This is a genomic window from Achromobacter colocynthidis, from assembly GCF_057334535.1.
The window spans coordinates 465,532-482,152 of sequence record NZ_JBHFIZ010000039.1 but is presented as its reverse complement, the minus strand read 5'-3'; the positions used below and the strand labels follow the sequence as shown (position 1 = coordinate 482,152).

Sequence of the window (16,621 nt, the reverse complement as noted above, 5' to 3'; positions counted from 1 at the left end):
CTGCGCACGCCTTGCGCAGCGCGCGGCCTCGGCACGAAAAAAGCGGCCCTACATCGAAGGGCCGCTTTTGGTTCCGGTGGGCGGTGCTAACCCACGCCGAAGATCAGTCTTCCTTGACGGGCGGCGGGGCCCACAGGCCGTCCAACGCCGTGTCCTGCGGCCAATACAGACGCATGCTCAACAGGAACTTGCCGTCGGCGGCCGGCGTGCTGACCCAGTTCGAACGCTTCCTGTCACCCGGATCCCGGCGCTGGATGTAGATGTCCAGCGAACCATCGTCGTTGTACTTCAGGTCGTCGGTGCTGCGCAGCGCGTAGCGGTTGGCGGGGTTTTCAGCAAAGCCATGCTTGTCGTTATAGACATGCAACGACCAGAACGCATTGGCCGGCGGCAGTTGGCCCTTGTCGAAATGCAGCACGTAGTCTTCGTTCGAATCGAGCTGGCGACCCTTGGAGTCCGACATGGTCACCGGATACAGCACGTCTTCCGGCGTGGGCGCGCCCAAGCCCGCATAGGCAATCGCGGCGCGGCGCGAATAGTCGGTGCCATAGGTGCCGATGCCCGACAGCACGGTATTCCAGTTATTGATCGGCGTGCCCAGGCGCGACACTCCATCCGCAATGCGGCGGCCCGCCATCGGCTGCGCGTCGGCCAGCGCCTGCTGCACGGCCGGGCTAAGGCGTCCGTACGAGAACGGTTGACGGCTATCCAGGCCGATGCGGCGCATGCGGTCAAGAATCGGGGTGTCGTTGGCGTGCGGCGGGTTGTTGCGCATCACATCAAAGAACAGCGTGAAGAACGAGGCCGCGTCCATGCTGGCGGCTTGTTCGGCCGGCGTGCCGTCGGGCACCGTCACCGGCATCGGCATGGGCAAGCCGCTGCCGATGGGCGCCGAGCCCACGCGCGAGCCGGTTTGCGGATACGCGTTGCCGGCGTTGCGGTTGCGCGATGACGGGGTCGCGGCCATCGGCGCCATCATCGGCGATGCCGTCATGCCTGCCTGGATCTGATTGACGGCGGCATAGTCCTGCGGGCCCTTGGCCTGCGTCCAGCCGATCAGCCAACCCGTGGAGGTAGGGCTGTGGATGACGTCGACACCGGCGGGCACGCTGCCCTGCCAGTTGGGGCCGACGATGGCGAACGACTGCGCGCCGGATCCGTTGGTGCGCGTGCCGCGCGAGGCGAACACGTCGCTCCACATATCCAGCGCCGACAGCACCGAATAGCGGCCGCCGGTATCAGGCAGGTTCACGATCAAGGGCGCTTGCGACACGTCGAACCACAGGCTGGAATACAGCGCGTCGGCGCTGGGCCAGGGGGTATCGGCGGCGCGCGGATCCGGGAAAGCGGTCTTGTGGCCGAACTGGTTGACCGGCGCGCGGCCATCCAGAGGCGTCTGTACGGCGGTGGCCTTGCGGCGCGCCAGTTCCATCAGCACCATCGGATAGGCGTAGACGTAGGCGTCGATCGCCGTGTCGCGCAGTTCCTGTTCGCTCATTTGCGGGGCGGGCGCGGACGACGCCGGATACGGCGTTTCAGAGACCAGCCGCAGCGTGGACTGCGGCGCTTGAGCCTGGGTGGCGGTCATGGCGCAGGCGCTCAAGGCACCGGCAAGCACCGCGGTGGACCACCGGCGGCGAGCAATAAATGTACGCATGCAAGGCTCCTTCTTGATTTTGTTTGCTAGCGAGCCGCCGCGCGGGACTTGCCAGTGGGGCAAGCCGCTCTGGCGCGGCACCTCTTGATGACGCTTAACCAGCATAGGGAAGAAGCCTGCAACAAGGTGCTGCCCAGACGTTTCAAGGCGCAACGGCCGTGCAACACCCTCGCGCCCATGAAAAAGCGCGCCGGAGTCGGCGCGCTGGGCTTTCTGCGACAGATCCGCAAGCGTTTTGCGGCAGTAACAAGCCTTAACGGTGTTTGAAGTCCGGTTTGCGCTTTTCGGTAAATGCGGCCATCCCTTCCTTCTGGTCTTCCGTGGCGAACAGGGAATGGAACACCCGGCGCTCGAACAACAGGCCTTCGTTCAAGGACCCTTCGAACGCGCGGTTCACGCATTCCTTGGCCATCATGACGGACGGCAAAGACATCGACGCGATGACGGTGGCGGCGTCCAGCGCTTCTTCCATCAGCTTGTCGGCGGCGACCACGCGCGACACCAGGCCGGCGCGTTCGGCTTCTTCGGCGCCCATCATGCGGGCGGTCAGGGCCAGGTCCATGGCCTTGGCCTTGCCCACCGCGCGCGGCAGGCGCTGCGTGCCGCCCGCGCCGGGAATCACGCCCAGCTTGATTTCGGGCTGGCCGAACTTGGCGGTGTCGGCGGCGATGATGATGTCGCACATCATGGCCAGTTCGCAACCGCCGCCCAAGGCGTAGCCGGCCACGGCGGCGATCACGGGCTTGCGAATGCGCTTCAGGGTTTCCCAGTTGCGGGTGATGTATTCGCTGCCGTACACGTCCATGTACGACCAGTCTTTCATGGCGCCGATGTCCGCGCCCGCGGCAAACGCCTTTTCGCTGCCGGTGATGACCACGCAGCCGATGTCGGCGTTGTCCTCGAACGCCAGCAGCGCCGCGCCGAGCTCATCCATCAGTTGATCGTTCAGCGCGTTGAGCGCCTTGGGGCGGTTCAGCGTCAGCAGACCGACGCGGCCCCGGGTTTCGACCAGTACAAACGACTCGCTCATTGAATGTCTCCAGTAGGAAGTATGAAATAAGATACGAGCATGAAAAAAGACAACGCTTGCCCCGTACTTTACCGCCTGACGCCCCATGACCCGGCCGGACACCGCTACCGGATAACCCTAACGATCGACACGCCCTCGCCCGACGGTCAGCGCCTGTCTTTGCCGGCCTGGATTCCGGGCAGCTACCTGATCCGCGACTTCTCGCGCCAGATCGAATCCGTAACGGCCCACGCGGGCTCGCGCCGCGTGATGGTCGACAAGATCGACAACCACACCTGGCAGGTCGCCCCCACCGACGGCCCGCTGCGAGTGGAGTACGTGGTGTATGCCTGGGACTTGTCGGTACGCGGCGCGCACCTGGACGAAACCCACGGCTTCTTCAATGGCACCAGCGTGTTCCTGCGTGTGCATGGGCAAGATCACCTGCCCTGCCTGGTGGACCTTGCTCCCCCGCGCGGCATCGACGGCTGGAAGGTCTACACCAGCTTGCCCGAAGCCGCGGGCCAGCGCGGCGCGGCACGGCGCCACGGCTTCGGCCTGTATCAGGCGCCCGACTACGATGCGCTGATCGATCATCCGGTGGAAATGGGCACGCCGCAGGTTGCCCGCTTTACGTCCCACGGCGCCGAGCACGAATTGGTCTTCACCGGCGTCGCCCCCAATCTGGACCTGGCGCGCATCGCGGCCGACGTGAAGAAAATTTGCGACACGCAGATTGAATTCTTCGAACCGCGCACCAAGCGCGCGCCCTTCCTGGACAGTTCCAACCGCTACGTCTTCATGACGATGATCACGGGCGACGGCTACGGCGGCCTGGAGCATCGCGCCAGCACCGCGCTGATGACGGCGCGCAAGGACCTGCCCGTGCTGGGCCAGCAAGGCCAGGGCGAAGGCTATCGCGGGTTCCTCGGCCTGGTCAGCCATGAGTACTTTCACACCTGGAACGTCAAGCGCATCAAGCCGCAGGCCTTTGCCCCTTACCATCTGGAGCAACCCGATCTGACCCGCCTGTTGTGGGTGTTCGAAGGCTTCACGTCTTATTACGACGACTTGCTGCTGCTGCGTTCCGGCGTCATCACGCAGACGGAATATCTGCGCTTGCTGGCCAAGACCATTACCAGCGTGGCCCGCACCCCGGGCCGCGCCAAGCAATCGGTGGCGGAAAGCTCGTTCGACGCCTGGACCCGCTATTACAAGCAGGATGAGAATTCGCCGAACGCGCTGGTCAGCTATTACACCAAGGGCGCGCTGGTGGCATTGGGGCTGGACTTGTTGATCCGCCGCGAAAGCGCCAACGCGCATTCGCTGGACGACGTGATGCGTTTGCTTTGGACCCGCTACGGTCGCGACTTTTATCAAGGCAAGCCGCAAGGCCTGCCCGAAGACGCGCTACCCGAGCTGATCCGGGAAGCCACCGGCGTCGACACCCGCCGCTTCATCGCGCGCCATGCCTACGGCACGGCGGATGTGCCCTTGGCTGAACTGCTGGCCGATCAAGGCATCACGCTGCAATGGAAGACGGCCATGAACATTCCGACTCTGGATGTACGCCCCCGCAAGCAAGGTGACACGGTGACGCTCGCCACGGTGCTGGAAGGCGGCGCGGGCCACAAGGGTGGGTTGTCAGCGGGCGATGTGCTGGTGGCGCTGGACGGGCTGCGCGTGGAATCGCCGGCTGGCCTGGATATGCTGCTGTCGCAATATCTGCCGGGCGACCGCGTGACGGTGCACGTGTTCCGGCGCGACGAGCTGCGCGCGTTCCGCGTCAAGCTGAACGCACCCGAAGCGCTGGACTGCGTGCTGACGGTGTAGGAAAGTGGGCGGGCCGTGTTATCGGCCCGCTCCGGTCACTGGCCCTCCCCCAATCACTGCCCTGGCCACCGATCCCTATTCGTAGAACAGCGTCACGGTGGCCGTGGCATTGATTTTTCCCGCCACCAGGGTGTCGTCGGTCTGGTAGTAGCGCGCTACCAGCGGAATGGTCAGCCTTTCCTTGTCGACCGTCGTCACGGTGGTTGTGAATTCAGTACGGATCGCAAGCGGTTGGACGACATTGCTGCCGAGATCGCCCTGCAGCAATTGCACGCCGACGCCCCGCGCCATATCGCCCCCTTGGGCGTTCTTGATGACGTGTTCCGGCGTGCCGTCCGCATCAATCCGATAGGCCACCTTGACGCCTTGATCGCAGTCCAGCTTGATGTTAAACGCCTTGTCCGCGGCCGTGGCGCCGCGATGACCCAGGTGACGGTTGTTGATCGTAAGAAGTTCTACCTCTATCAATTGCCCGTCGACCACCGTACAGCCGCTGCTGTTGGCCTCGTAAGCCACGTTGCTGAAGAGCACCATATTGCTGCGCAGCGCGCCGTAATAAACATCAGCGCGATGCGCGAAGGACACGCCGGATTTGATGGGGCCGATCTTGATGAGTTCGAACTCGAAATGCTGCGGCGGGGAATACTGGAAGTTTCCGAGCTTAAAACCATATCGGGGGTAGTTCATATACACACCCCCTTCGTGCGTCCAGAATATGCGCATACCAATGCCCGGAATGCCACTCTCATACACGTTTTTGTAGCCCGGCACCGCTTTCGCACCCGCCTGCAAACCATACTCGAACCGCTCGCCTACGGTGTTGCAATAGAGATAGGCAGTACCCTCGTTGATCGTTTTCTTGTAGATCGTGCTGCCTATCGCCGCGTCGCGCGGTGGCTTCATTTCTTTCAAGTGCTGCGCGGTAATGGTCGTCGTCAGGGACATTCCGGTACATTTCGCCCAAACCGGGCGTCCCGCCGACATCAGCAGGGCGAACCCAAAAACCGTCAGTCGCAACGTTATTTTCATGATGCCGAATCCTGTGGGGAAAATTGCTGGACGGACGTGCACGACAACTCCAACTGCGGGTAGTAATGCGCGTCTTCGGACGCCGCCTGCTCGTCCACCTGATAGATGGCCTGGCATTGCTGGTCGGCCCCTTCTCCCCACCTGACCGCCAACTGCCCTTGCCCCTGCAAGCCGCGCACAAAGGCCCGGCCACCCTGGCCCACCAGCGTGACGGCATCGATACCCGGGATGATGACTTCCGCGCCCATGGGTATGGTTGCACCGTGGTCACGCACCAGTTTCAACAAGATCGGCCGACCCGCCACGGTGGGGTAACGCAACAACACAACCGCCCCCGCGCGCGGGGCCACCTGCTGCGACGTGATTTCCAGTTCGACATCACGTGACGTGCCCTTGGGATCCAGCGCGACCTCGTTGCGGCGGTACGGCATCAGGCCCGCCATGACGCCATAACCATTACTGCCGATGCGCCCGCGCGAGCCCGACACGATTCCCGCGCCGTAGGCATCGGGCGCTTCAAGCACCGCCATCGTCTCGCCCTGCGCCTGGGTCGCGTTGATGCCTCCCGCGTGGGCGATCAAGGTGCCGCGCATGCCTGCGCCGAACTGTCGATAGCCGCTGCCGCCGCTGCCCGACAAGGTGTAGTTCGCGTGTGCCGTGTCATAGCGCAAGCTGCCGCCCTGGTTGCGGCTGCCTTGGCCGTCGGTGCGGTTATACGTTCCGTACACGTTGTAGCCGAACTGCCCGCTATCCCCGGCGGATCCGCTGACCGACGCGTTGGTGCTGCGCTTGCCGTTGCCTTCAAGGTTCAACGATGTACTGAGATACGCCGAGTTCGGCCCACGCCCCAATGGCAGGTTGAGGCTAAGCAGATACTGGTTGCCGAAGCGGCCGCCCTGGTCCCGCGTACGCGACACGCTGATATTGACGCTGCCCCAAGCGTAGCCATTGGAGTAGCCGGCGTAGTAGCTGGTATCGCGGCTTTGGTGGCGGTTCCAGTAGTTCTGCGCCACCCCGGCCAGCGTCACGTGCCCGTAGCCTTCGCCCAGGGGTTGGCTGACGTTGAACTGGAGGCGGCTGCGCTCCTTGCCACCATATGCCACCGTGCCGCGCGATTCGCGCAGGCGTGCAAATTCGCCAAGGCTCAGATAGCCTTCGCTGGAAAACCGATACGCCACCACGCTGAAGTTCGTCGATGTAGGCTCCACCAGCTTGCTATAGCTCAGCCGCACACTGCGCCCGCTAGCCGGGTTGCGCGTTGATTTTGTTGTGGCGTGCGACTGCGTCAGGTCGGCCGCCAACGCGCCCAGCGGCGTACTCAACGCGACGCCGCCCTGCATCGCCCGATACTGCTGCGCCGCGATGGCGCCGCCGTAGCCCGTCACCGTATCGGACAGCCCGCGCTGATACGTTCCCTGCACGAATGCGGGCGGTGCATCCAGGGTGTCATCGCGATACCGTCCGCCCGTCACGCTGAAACGCGAACTACCCGGGCGCAACAACTGAGCCACCGACGCATAGGGCACCACAAACTGTTTGGTTCGCCCGTCCGCTTCGGTGATGGTCACGTCAAGATCCCCGGCGTAACCGGTGTTGTAAAGATCATCGATGGCAAAAGGCCCGGGCGACACGGTCGTTTCATACAACAGGTTGGCGCCCTGGCGCACGCTGACCTTGGCCGTGGTATCGGCCACGCCACGCACCACCGGCGCAAAACCGCGCATCGAATCCGGCAGCATGCGTTCGTCGCTGCTGAGTTGGACGCCCGTGTACGGCACGCTGTCAAAAAGATTGCCGGGCGTGTAGAACTGCCCCAGCGTCAGCTGGGCGCTGGCCGCGGTCACATCACGCTGCGCATAGCTGCTTAACGCCTGATAACGACTGCGCTGGATAGCGCCCGGCCGATCGGTATAGCTGAACGACCCGTTGTGCCGAAAGCGCCAGTCGCCCAGATTCAAGCCCGCGTTTGCACTGCTGAAGAACTGGCGCTCGGTGCGGTTGCCAAAGCGGTTGGATGACAGGTTGATGCCGTACCCCAGAAAACCGGCGTCGATGCCCGCGTCCCATTCTTCGGGCGGAACATAGCCGCGCACCACCGACTTCAGGTAGATCTGCGGAATGGAAAGATCGGCGCGCAGCTCTGACATGTCCACATCAAAGCGGCTGGAAGGCGGCAGGCCGTCCAGCCCCACGCATTGTTCGTCGGACACTGACACGGCCTGCTCCGCATTCAGCAGCGGGATGTTGACGCCGATCCGCTCATACACCTTCATGGGTAGGCAGGGTTGGGCGTCGGCATGCGCCGCGGTGGTGGCAAGCGTGGTGGCCGAATCAGCCGCGCGCACCCGGACCTGCTGCCGCCCGGCGTGGTTGCCGTTCAGGTACAGGTCCAGTTGATAGACCCCGGGCGTCAGGGCATTGCCGCCTTGAAAGCGCGACAAATCGACCGCTTTCCCGTTGCGTCCACCAAAGAACGCAGGATTGAACTCAACGGGTTCCTGCGCTTGGAGCGTGGCGCTGAGCAAACCGGAAAAAAACAGGAATGCGCTGCTCAACCGTACGTGACGAGACACGGCGCGGCCTACGGTTCAAGCGGACTTTCGCGCCGCTCGGCGGCGCCATAGTCATTGATCCATTCAAACGCCACGGCGCCCTTGGCGCCCGCCGCACTCGACAATTTTCCAAGACCCAGATCCGTCACGGATAGTGGCGACAACATTTGAGCGGGCACGGTAACGTCACGTCCATTGCCAAGCTGCACGGTCACAGCGGTCAGCGACACATGGAATGCGCTGTCATTGCGCACTTGCAGCGCCGCGCCCTTGCTGGTGGCCACCACGCGCCAATTCAGGCGCTCGGCGGCCTGGCGGGGCGAGCCGGGCAGGCCGGCGGGGCGGAAGAACAGTTTGATGCGGCTGCGGAAAGCCAATTGCATGTGGTTCGCAACCTGCGCGGACGGCAGGGGCGGAACGTCCAGCACATTCAACCAGAACACGGATTCGCGATCCGTCGCAACGCCAGGCTGGGGAATATAGGCAATGCGCAGCGTCTGCCCCGTGCGCGGATTGACACGCGCCAGCGGCGGCGTGATCACGAAGGGCACGTCGGTTTCGTCGGGGTTTGAATCCAGGTCGCCGTCGTCTATCCAGGCCTGCACCAGCGCCGGCTTGCCGCCTTCATTGGTCAGGCGCAATGTGACTTCGCGTTCTGCGGCGGGATAGATGATGCGCGTACCACCGATCACCACATTGGATTGGGCGGCAGGGGGCAGCAGGAAAGCGCAAGCCAGGCACAGCAACGCGCAGAAGCGGCGAAGCGTGGCCCGGCTTGCGTGGTCCGAAAGCCCCCCGAGCATGCGCTCAAGGGGGATCGGCTTCATTCGTAGATCAGGTCCAGCAGGACTTCGGTCTGGACCGGGCCGGGCGTGGTGTTGGCGGTGGCCGCCAGGTACTGCGCGTAGAACTCAATCTTCGCGGCATTGCCCTCGATGCTGACGGCTTCAGTGCCAGAGTTGTCGGACAGATTGATGGGCTGGTATTTGCTGTTCAGCAGTTGGACTTGTGCATTTGACGGCGTCTCGCCGTTGATTGACGCAGCCGGGGTGATCAAGGCGCCCGTGATGGGATCGACGCTCGAACCGCTGTTAAAGCGCGTGGTGACCTTGCTGCCCGAGCAGCCGGTCAGCTTCAACTCGATCGGCTTGCGGCCGGCCACATCGTTCTGCTTGGCCAATGCGCGAGTGCTGACGGTGGGCAGTTCGACTGCCATGACGTATTCGCCACTACCATTGTCTCCAACGATTGCGCAGGTGGACGGAGACACCTCGCCCTTGAACACCAACTTCACATCCGCTGCCATCGCGCTGCCGCACAACAGCAGGGACGAGAAGGCCAAACTTGCCGCAACAATCTTCTTATTCACCGAAATCTCCGAATGCCTGTTGTCCCAAATGAGGGATGGCAGTCATTGTTTCGATTTCGCTTGGCAGGAAATACGAGAAAGTTCTTAAAGGAAACGCGCAGGGAAAGTAATGATGTTGCCGCGCCACATATCCTGCTGGTGAACGACAGGCGTCAATTCACCTTGGCGCCCGACTGCTCAACCGCCTGCTTCCACGTATCCAGTTCGCGATCAATATGGCTGGCGAAAGCTTCCGGCGTGGACCCGACGGTTTCATACCCATAGCCCATCAGTTGCTGCTTCAAGGCGGGCACCGCCACGGCGTCGGCGATGTCGCGGCTTAGGGTATTGACCACGGCGGGCGGCGTGCCCGCCGGCGCCAACACGCCGTACCAGCCGTTCACCACAAAGCCGGGCACGGTTTCGGCCACGGTCGGCACATCGGGCAGCAGGGGTGAACGGCGTTCGCCCGTCACCGCAAGCGCCTTCAACTTGCCGGCCTGCACCTGCGGCAGCGAGGTGGAAATGCTGTCGAACATCAACGAGACCTCGCCGCCCAACAGCGCCACCACGGCCGGGCCGCTGCCTTTGTAGGGCACGTGCATCATGTCGGCGCCCGTCTGGCTCTTGAACATCTCGGCGGCCAGATGGCTGGTGTTGCCGTTGCCGGCCGACGCAAAGCTGAGCTTGCCGGGATGGCTTTTGCCGTAGGCGATCAGCTCGGCAATGTTGTTGGCCGGCGTGCCCAGGGGCGCGGCCACCAGCATCGGCAAGGTGGCCACCAGCGAGACCGGCGCGAAATCCTTCCGTGTGTCGTAGGGCAGAGACGGGTACAGGCTGGGGTTGATGGCGTGGGCCGCCAGCACCATCAGCAGGGTGTAGCCATCGGGCTTGGCGCGAGCCAGTTGCGCCGAGGCGATCGCCCCACCCGCGCCGGGCTTGTATTCCAGCACCACGGGCTGGCCCCATTTCTTTTGCAGTTCCGCCCCCAAGGGGCGCGCCAGCATGTCGGCGCTGCCACCGGGCGGGTATGGAATCAGCAAGGTGACGGGCTTGTCGGGATACGTGGGCGCGGCTTGCGCGACGCCCAAAGACGCCAGGCAGAGCGAGGCTGCGGCGAACAGGGAACGGATCATCAACGGTCTCCTTGGCCCGGGCCGGGCGCTAACAATCAGGCGTAGCGCGGCGCGCCGGCCGGGTCCAGGACGATCGCGCGTGGCGTCGCCGGAAAGTTCAGGGGTGCGTCGGTAACGGAACGCAGAAAGGTGGCGTCGACGCCGTCGACCATGGCGTAGACGGCCAGCCCATCCGGCGTTACGTCGATCACCGCCAGGTCGGTATAGATGCGCGTCACCACGCCCTTGCCCGTCAGCGGATAGGTGCATTGGCGCAGCACCTTTGGCGTGCCGTCGCGGCCGCGGTGCTCCATGGTGACCAGCACCTGCTTGGCGCCCACGGCCAGATCCATGGCGCCGCCCACGGCGGGTATGGCGTCGGCCGCGTCCGTTTTCCAATTGGCCAGGTCACCCTTTTCCGACACCTGGAACGCGCCCAATACGGCGTAGTCCAGATGGCCACCGCGCATCATCGCGAACGACACCGTGTGTTCGGTAATGGACGCGCCACCCAACAAGGTAATGGGCTGGCGGCTGGCGTTGATGAGGTCCGGGTCCACGTCCTTGCCGCTGGCGGCGGGGCCCATGCCCAGGATGCCGTTTTCGCTGTGCAGCAGGATGTCTTTGTCGGGCGGAAGATAGTCGCCCACAAGCGTTGGCATGCCGATGCCCAGGTTCACGATGGAGCCGTCCGGGATATCACTGGCCAGCAATTGCGCAATCTGTTGCCGGGTCAAGCCCTTGACGTCCTGCGCGTTGTTCGCGGCGTTGTTGGTGCTGTTCGTGCTGTTCGCGTCTTGCATGTCAGGCCTCCACCCGCACCACGGCTTTCACGAAGATGCCCTGCGTCATCACCTGTTCCGGCACGAAGGTGCCCAGCGGCACCACCTCGTCCACCTGCGCAATGGCGTGGCCCGAGGCCATGCACATGACCGGGTTGAAGTTGCGCGCCGCGTGCCGGTACATCAGGTTGCCCCAGCGGTCGCCCAGATGCGCGCGGATCAGCGCGAAGTCGGCGCGCAGCGGCTGTTCCAGCACGTAGCCCACGCCGTCGATCACTTCCTGGCGGCGGCCCTCGGCCAGTTCCGTGCCGTAGCCGGTGGGCGTGAAAAACGGTCCCAACCCTGCGCCCGCCGCGCGCAGGCGCTCGGCCAGCGTGCCTTGGGGCACGCATTCCAATTCGACCTCGCCGGCCCGGTAGGCGCGAGCGAAGGCATCGGAATTGGGCGGGCGCGGATGCGAGCAGATGATCTTCCTGACCTGCTTGCGGATCAGCAATGCAGCGATGCCGCGTTCGAACGTGCCGGCGTTGTTGGAAATGATGGTCAGGTCGCGCCGCCCGGCATCCGCCAGGCATTGCAGCAGCTCGTACGGCACGCCCGCTTCGCCAAAGCCGCCGACCAGCACGGACGCGCCGTCGGGAATCACGGCCACGGCCTCGGCCATGGAGGCTTGAATCTTGTCGATCATTTATTGCTCCCGGGCCAGGCCGGCCGTATCCACAATCTGCTTCCAGCGGGCGCGCTCCTGGTCGATGAAGGCCGTGAACTCGGCGGGGGTATTGCCGCCCGCCTGCCCGCCCATGGCCTTGAAGCGGCCGCTGATGTCGGGGCTGCGCACCACGTCGCGCGCGGCGGCGTACAGCTTGCCGACCACGTCCTCGGGCGTGCCGGCCGGGGCTATCAAGCCGAACCACGCCGTGACCACCATGTCCTTGACGCCCGCCTCGGCCATGGTGGGCACGTCCGGCAGCTCGGCCAGCCTGGTGTCACTGGTGACGGCCAGCGCGCGCAGCTTGCCGGACTGGATGAATGGCATCGAGCTGGGCAGGTTGTCGATCATGAAGGTGAACTGCTGGCCCAGCAGCGCGGCCACGGCGGGGCCGGCCCCTTTGTAGGGAACATGCGTGCCCGCGATGCCCGCGCGCTGCTTGAAGAGTTCGGCCGACAGGTGCGGCGATTGGCCCGCGCCGGAACTGCCGAACGACACCTGGGACGGGTCGCGCCTGGCCTCGGCCAGCAAGTCCTTCACGCTGCGGGCGGGTGACGCTTCGTTGACGACCAGCACGTTGGGCACCGAGATCACCAGCGTCACGGGCGCAAAATCGGTCGGCTTGTAGGGCAGTGTCTTGTACAGGGCGTAGTTGATGGCGTTGGGGCCAATGTTGCCCATCAGCAGGGTATAGCCGTCGGGCTTGGACCGCGCCAAGGCCTGCGCGCCGATGATGCCGGCCGCGCCCGCGCGGTTTTCCACGATGACCTGCTGGCCCAGCTTGGCGGCCATTTTGTCGGCGATCAGCCGCGCGGAAATGTCGGTGGTGCCGCCAGGGGCAGCCGGAATGATCAGGGTGATGGGCCGTTCCGGCCAGGCGGCGTGGACGGGGCTGGCAATGGCGGCCGCCATCACGCCCGCGGCCAGCCAGCGATGCGCTTGCAACATGCTTGTCTCCGAACGCGGTCATGGGTGACCAACTTGTGGGGCAAGTGTGTGCGCCGCGCGGGCAAATGCCAATTCTGCAATCTGGAGGGCAGGCTTCGCCTGGGCTGAACGCCGGGCGTGCGAGCCAATGGGCTTGGGCTGCGACGCAGCCGCGCGGGGACTTAGTCGCCCGCGCGTTCCCAGCGGCGCTGGATGGCCTTGGCCGCCACCACGCCATCCGCCATCGACGTCACCACGCACGGATGCATGCGGTGGGCGACTTCACCGATGGCATAAATGTCCGGCACGCTGGTTTCGGCGGTGGCGAAGTCAGTGCGGATATAGCCGCGCTCGTCGCGGGCCAGTTGCAGGCTGTCGGCAAAACCGGCCTGCGGTTCCCAGCCATAGAACACCAGGATCAAGTCGTACTGCCGGCCATCGACACTGCGGCTGGCGGGGTCCACCGTGTAGGGGCCGATGCGCACGCCTTCGCGGCCGGCGCGGGTAACCCATTGCTGCTGGGCGCGCACGCTGCGGGCATACAGATGCACGGTGCGGGCGCCCCGGTTGCGCACATAGACGTAGTTTTCGAAGGCGTTGTCGCCCCCGCCCAGCACCGCCACCGACAAACCGGAATAGTCCTGCGCGACGATGGGCGAGCCCGGGCCGATCAGCACGCCGGGCCATGACGCGCCCAAGGGATGATCCGGCAAACCCTTGGCGCGCACGCCGGACGCAATCACCAGCGTGCGGCCGCGCACCTGCGTCTGGTTGCCGTCCGCACCGACCAAGCTGGCTTCAATGCCGCCTTTGCAGGGCACCACGCCGACGACACGGGTTTCCATGCGCAGCGGCACCTGGGCCGCGCGCACGCTGGCGTCGATGTTGTCAGCCACCTGTTGCCCGGTCACGCCAGGCAGCACCGCGATCCAGTCGTCGGCGAAGGGGTTGTCCTGAGCCAGGCCGCCCAGGCGGGCGCTGGCCTCAATTAATATTGGGGACAAACCAAGCCTGGCCAGCCACAGGGCGCAGGACGCGCCGGCCGGGCCGCCGCCTACAATGACCGCATCGTGCATTTGTTGCATTTGAACCCTTATTGACCGCGCCGGCGCCTCACGGGCGCACGGACGTGGCTGAATTGTAGCCAGCGCGCCGCCCCCGATCCGCCGTCCCCTTACAATTCCGGCTGTCCCACCCAGGTTTTCACCATGCCCACACGTCGCATCATCCTTTCCGGGCTTGCGCTCGACGCCCGCATCGGCATCCTCGAACACGAGCGCCGCGCCACCCAGCCCCTGCATGTCGACGCCGAGTTCGACGTGGACATCCATCGCTCGGTCGACGACCACGATATCCACAGCGTGCTGGACTACCGCCGTCTGCGCGAGGCCATCGTCGAGGAATGCACGCAGGCGCATGTGAACCTGATCGAAACCCTGTCCGAACAAGTCGCCGCGCGCCTATTGGCCGACTTCCAGGAAATCCGCTCGTTGCGCTTGCGCATCAGCAAGCCCATGGCCTTTTCCGACTGCGCGGCGGTAGGCGTGGAAATCCAGATCACGCGTTGACCATGAACGATATTGCTCCGCCCCCCGCCGTCCGCTCCCCCGAGGTCCGCTATCGTACCGAGGCCGAGGAAAAGGCCCGCCACGAAGGCAACAAGCTGACCAAGCGCCTGGCCCGCGAAACGACGCGCGCCCTGTCCGACTACAACATGATTGAAGAAGGCGACCGCGTGATGGTCTGCCTGTCGGGCGGCAAGGATTCCTATGCAATGCTGGACATCCTGCTGCAACTGCAGAAACGCGCGCCGTTCAAGTTTGAACTGATCGCCGTCAACCTGGACCAGAAGCAGCCGGGCTTTCCCGACCACATCCTGCCCCAGTACCTGAAAGACCTGGGCGTGCCCTTCCACATCGAGACGCAGGACACGTATTCCATCGTCACGCGCGTGCTGGAAGAAGGCAAGACGATGTGCTCGCTCTGTTCGCGCTTGCGCCGCGGCATTCTGTACCGCGTCGCCTCGGAACTGGGCGCCACCAAGATCGCGCTTGGCCACCACCGCGACGACATCCTGGCCACGTTCTTCCTGAACCTGTTCTATGGCGGCAAGGCCAAGGGCATGCCGCCCAAACTGGTGTCGGACGACGGCCGCCACACGGTGATCCGTCCGCTGGCCTATGTGGCCGAAACGGACCTGATCGCCTATGCGGAGTTGAAGCAATTCCCCATCATTCCGTGCAACCTCTGCGGCTCGCAGGAAAACCTGAAGCGCAAGGAAGTGGGCCGGATGATCAAGGACTGGGACAAGCAGCATCCCGGCCGTTCGTGGAACGTGTTCAACGCCTTGTCGCGCGTGGTGCCGTCGCACTTGATGGACCGCGAGCTGTTCGACTTTGTCGGCTTGAAGCCCACCGGCGTGCCGGACGCGAATGGCGACACGGCGTTTGACGCGGTGGATCCGGACGACAACGCGGACGAGGCTTGCGGCGACACGCCCGAAGCGTCGACCGACGCCAGCGGCATCGTCGAGAAAAAGGTGATGTTCACGCGCGGGTAGTTGCCCGGGTAGTTGCCCAGGCAGTGGCCTGGGCAGTTTCATGAACAGGCGCGCTTATCGGCGCGCCTGCGATCACGCCGCCGGCGATGCGTTCAAGACGCGAATCGGCTTGCCCGCCTGAAACGCCTTCACGGCGTCCAGCGCGTTCTGGTAGAACGCCTCGAAATTCTCGCGGCTGACATAGCCCAGGTGCGGGGTCAGGATCACGTTGTCCAGGTCACGCACGGTGTCCGTCGGCGACAGCGGCTCTTCGGGGTACACGTCCAGCCCCGCGCCCGCGATGCGGAACTTCACCAGCGCGTCCATCAAGGCCTCGTTGTCCACCAGCCCGGCGCGCGACGTGTTCACCAGATAGGCGGTCGGCTTCATGGCGGCCAAGGCCGCGGCGTCCACCACGTGGCGGCTGCGGTCGGACAGAATCAGGTGCAGGCTGACCACGTCGGACGTGGAAAAAAGTTCGTGCTTGTCGACCCGCGTCACGCCCGCGGCCTCGGCGCGTTCGTCGGTAAGGTTGGGGCTCCAGGCCACCACATCCATGCCGAACGCCAGGCCCACCTTGGCCACGGCGGCGCCCAGCTTGCCCAGGCCCACCACGCCCAGCCGCTTGCCGGCCAAGGGTTCGGGCATGGCGGTTTGCCACATGCCGCGCCGCATGGCCGCGTCTTCCGTGGTCAGGTGCTTGAACAGGCCGAGGATATGCGCCCAGGCCAGCTCGGCCGTGGCGGTATTGGCGTGGGCGCGGCCCGGCGCGCCGCACACGACTATGCCTTGGTCCGTGCAGGCTTGCATGTCGATGGCGTTGTTGCGCATGCCGGTGGTGATCAAGAGCCGCAGGCGGGGCAAGGCGCGGATGCGTTCGGCGGGGAATGGCGTGCGTTCGCGCATCGCCACGATCACGTCGAAGGGTTCGAGCGTGGCCTCGACCTGTTCCGCCGGAATGAAGTTATTGAAGATCTGCACCTCGGCGTCACCGCCCAGCGAGGTCCAATCCGCATAGCGCCGTGCTACGTCGTGGTAATCGTCGAGTATTGCGATTTTCAAGTGAGGTCTCCGGGTGGCTAGGCGGCAATCGCGCCAGCCACCCGGCCGGCGCGACCAGC

At 64.6% G+C, this 16,621-nt stretch carries 16 protein-coding genes; 4 read left to right on the top strand and 12 right to left on the bottom strand.

Annotated features, from left to right (window positions below; translation table 11 throughout):
• Positions 1 to 103: 103 nt before the first annotated feature.
• Positions 104 to 1,657 carry a DUF1254 domain-containing protein gene (locus ACE04A_RS28595; RefSeq protein WP_259252829.1) on the bottom strand — a complete coding sequence of 518 codons (1,554 nt, stop codon included), beginning with the start codon at positions 1,655 to 1,657 and terminating at the stop codon, positions 104 to 106.
• 87 nt (positions 1,658 to 1,744) lie between these two features.
• Between ACE04A_RS28595 and ACE04A_RS28590 the strand changes: the two genes are divergently transcribed.
• Positions 1,745 to 1,924 (top strand): hypothetical protein, encoded by a 180-nt coding sequence (locus ACE04A_RS28590; protein WP_279993742.1) that lies wholly within the window; start codon positions 1,745 to 1,747, stop codon positions 1,922 to 1,924.
• Here the strand turns inward: ACE04A_RS28590 and ACE04A_RS28585 are convergent.
• The gene (locus ACE04A_RS28585) at positions 1,911 to 2,687 is read right to left on the bottom strand and encodes an enoyl-CoA hydratase (RefSeq protein WP_050446775.1); all 777 of its coding nucleotides are present in this window, start codon (positions 2,685 to 2,687) and stop codon (positions 1,911 to 1,913) included. The two genes, ACE04A_RS28590 and ACE04A_RS28585, sit on opposite strands and share 14 nt — an antisense overlap.
• Before the next feature lie 39 nt (positions 2,688 to 2,726).
• On the opposite strand from ACE04A_RS28585, the gene ACE04A_RS28580 reads away from it, so the two are divergent.
• Positions 2,727 to 4,499, top strand: coding sequence for a M61 family metallopeptidase (locus tag ACE04A_RS28580; RefSeq protein WP_448716964.1), 1,773 nt, complete (start codon positions 2,727 to 2,729; stop codon positions 4,497 to 4,499).
• 75 nt (positions 4,500 to 4,574) lie between these two features.
• Here ACE04A_RS28580 and ACE04A_RS28575 read toward each other — a convergent pair whose 3' ends face one another.
• The 9 genes from ACE04A_RS28575 to ACE04A_RS28535 all read right to left on the bottom strand — a co-directional run bounded on the left by ACE04A_RS28575 (position 4,575) and on the right by ACE04A_RS28535 (position 14,046).
• Positions 4,575 to 5,528: a fimbrial protein gene (locus ACE04A_RS28575; RefSeq protein WP_448716963.1), complete on the bottom strand. Its 954-nt coding sequence runs from the start codon at positions 5,526 to 5,528 to the stop codon at positions 4,575 to 4,577.
• Positions 5,525 to 8,101: a fimbria/pilus outer membrane usher protein gene (locus ACE04A_RS28570; RefSeq protein ID WP_485820759.1), complete on the bottom strand. Its 2,577-nt coding sequence runs from the start codon at positions 8,099 to 8,101 to the stop codon at positions 5,525 to 5,527. The genes ACE04A_RS28575 and ACE04A_RS28570 overlap by 4 nt, the downstream gene beginning before the upstream one ends.
• Positions 8,102 to 8,109: 8 nt before the next feature.
• A complete protein-coding gene (locus tag ACE04A_RS28565; protein ID WP_448716961.1) occupies positions 8,110 to 8,907 on the bottom strand; it encodes a fimbria/pilus periplasmic chaperone in 798 nt (265 codons plus the stop codon).
• Positions 8,904 to 9,449 (bottom strand): fimbrial protein, encoded by a 546-nt coding sequence (locus ACE04A_RS28560; RefSeq protein WP_259252824.1) that lies wholly within the window; start codon positions 9,447 to 9,449, stop codon positions 8,904 to 8,906. Before ACE04A_RS28560 ends, ACE04A_RS28565 begins: the two co-directional genes overlap by 4 nt.
• A 152-nt stretch (positions 9,450 to 9,601) precedes the next feature.
• Positions 9,602 to 10,564 (bottom strand): Bug family tripartite tricarboxylate transporter substrate binding protein, encoded by a 963-nt coding sequence (locus tag ACE04A_RS28555; RefSeq protein WP_279993736.1) that lies wholly within the window; start codon positions 10,562 to 10,564, stop codon positions 9,602 to 9,604.
• Between the two features lie 35 nt (positions 10,565 to 10,599).
• Positions 10,600 to 11,346, bottom strand: coding sequence for a 3-oxoacid CoA-transferase subunit B (locus ACE04A_RS28550; RefSeq protein WP_448716960.1), 747 nt, complete (start codon positions 11,344 to 11,346; stop codon positions 10,600 to 10,602).
• Position 11,347: 1 nt separating this feature from the next.
• Complete coding sequence (locus tag ACE04A_RS28545) at positions 11,348 to 12,013, bottom strand: 3-oxoacid CoA-transferase subunit A (protein ID WP_127183253.1); 666 nt, start codon at positions 12,011 to 12,013, stop codon at positions 11,348 to 11,350.
• Complete coding sequence (locus ACE04A_RS28540; protein ID WP_448716959.1) at positions 12,014 to 12,982, bottom strand: Bug family tripartite tricarboxylate transporter substrate binding protein; 969 nt, start codon at positions 12,980 to 12,982, stop codon at positions 12,014 to 12,016. It lies immediately after the preceding gene.
• Between the two features lie 161 nt (positions 12,983 to 13,143).
• Positions 13,144 to 14,046, bottom strand: a complete 903-nt coding sequence (locus tag ACE04A_RS28535) for an NAD(P)/FAD-dependent oxidoreductase (protein WP_448716958.1) — start codon at positions 14,044 to 14,046, stop codon at positions 13,144 to 13,146.
• Between the two features lie 123 nt (positions 14,047 to 14,169).
• Here ACE04A_RS28535 and folB point away from each other — a divergent pair, with 123 nt between their 5' ends.
• On the top strand, positions 14,170 to 14,529 hold the full coding sequence (folB, locus tag ACE04A_RS28530; protein ID WP_050446785.1) for a dihydroneopterin aldolase: 360 nt from the start codon (positions 14,170 to 14,172) through the stop codon (positions 14,527 to 14,529).
• Between the two features lie 2 nt (positions 14,530 to 14,531).
• A complete protein-coding gene (gene ttcA, locus ACE04A_RS28525) occupies positions 14,532 to 15,521 on the top strand; it encodes a tRNA 2-thiocytidine(32) synthetase TtcA (protein WP_448716957.1) in 990 nt (329 codons plus the stop codon).
• 72 nt (positions 15,522 to 15,593) lie between these two features.
• Here the strand turns inward: ttcA and ACE04A_RS28520 are convergent, their stop codons facing one another.
• Entirely contained in the window at positions 15,594 to 16,562 is a 969-nt protein-coding gene (locus ACE04A_RS28520; protein WP_485820758.1) for a D-2-hydroxyacid dehydrogenase family protein, read from the bottom strand.
• Positions 16,563 to 16,621 lie beyond the last annotated feature (59 nt).

Excerpts from the sequence above, each read along its gene's own strand:
- ACE04A_RS28580 (WP_448716964.1), top strand. The coding sequence starts at position 2,727 with ATGAAAAAAGACAACGCTTGCCCCGTACTTTACCGCCTGACGCCCCAT.
- ACE04A_RS28545 (WP_127183253.1), bottom strand. The coding sequence starts at position 12,013 with ATGATCGACAAGATTCAAGCCTCCATGGCCGAGGCCGTGGCCGTGATT.
- ACE04A_RS28585 (WP_050446775.1), bottom strand. The coding sequence starts at position 2,687 with ATGAGCGAGTCGTTTGTACTGGTCGAAACCCGGGGCCGCGTCGGTCTG.
- ACE04A_RS28535 (WP_448716958.1), bottom strand. The coding sequence starts at position 14,046 with ATGCAACAAATGCACGATGCGGTCATTGTAGGCGGCGGCCCGGCCGGC.
- ACE04A_RS28595 (WP_259252829.1), bottom strand. The coding sequence starts at position 1,657 with ATGCGTACATTTATTGCTCGCCGCCGGTGGTCCACCGCGGTGCTTGCC.
- ACE04A_RS28555 (WP_279993736.1), bottom strand. The coding sequence starts at position 10,564 with ATGATCCGTTCCCTGTTCGCCGCAGCCTCGCTCTGCCTGGCGTCTTTG.
- ACE04A_RS28540 (WP_448716959.1), bottom strand. The coding sequence starts at position 12,982 with ATGTTGCAAGCGCATCGCTGGCTGGCCGCGGGCGTGATGGCGGCCGCC.
- ACE04A_RS28550 (WP_448716960.1), bottom strand. The coding sequence starts at position 11,346 with ATGCAAGACGCGAACAGCACGAACAGCACCAACAACGCCGCGAACAAC.
- ACE04A_RS28590 (WP_279993742.1), top strand. The coding sequence starts at position 1,745 with ATGACGCTTAACCAGCATAGGGAAGAAGCCTGCAACAAGGTGCTGCCC.
- folB (WP_050446785.1), top strand. The coding sequence starts at position 14,170 with ATGCCCACACGTCGCATCATCCTTTCCGGGCTTGCGCTCGACGCCCGC.
- ACE04A_RS28575 (WP_448716963.1), bottom strand. The coding sequence starts at position 5,528 with ATGAAAATAACGTTGCGACTGACGGTTTTTGGGTTCGCCCTGCTGATG.
- ACE04A_RS28565 (WP_448716961.1), bottom strand. The coding sequence starts at position 8,907 with ATGAAGCCGATCCCCCTTGAGCGCATGCTCGGGGGGCTTTCGGACCAC.
- ttcA (WP_448716957.1), top strand. The coding sequence starts at position 14,532 with ATGAACGATATTGCTCCGCCCCCCGCCGTCCGCTCCCCCGAGGTCCGC.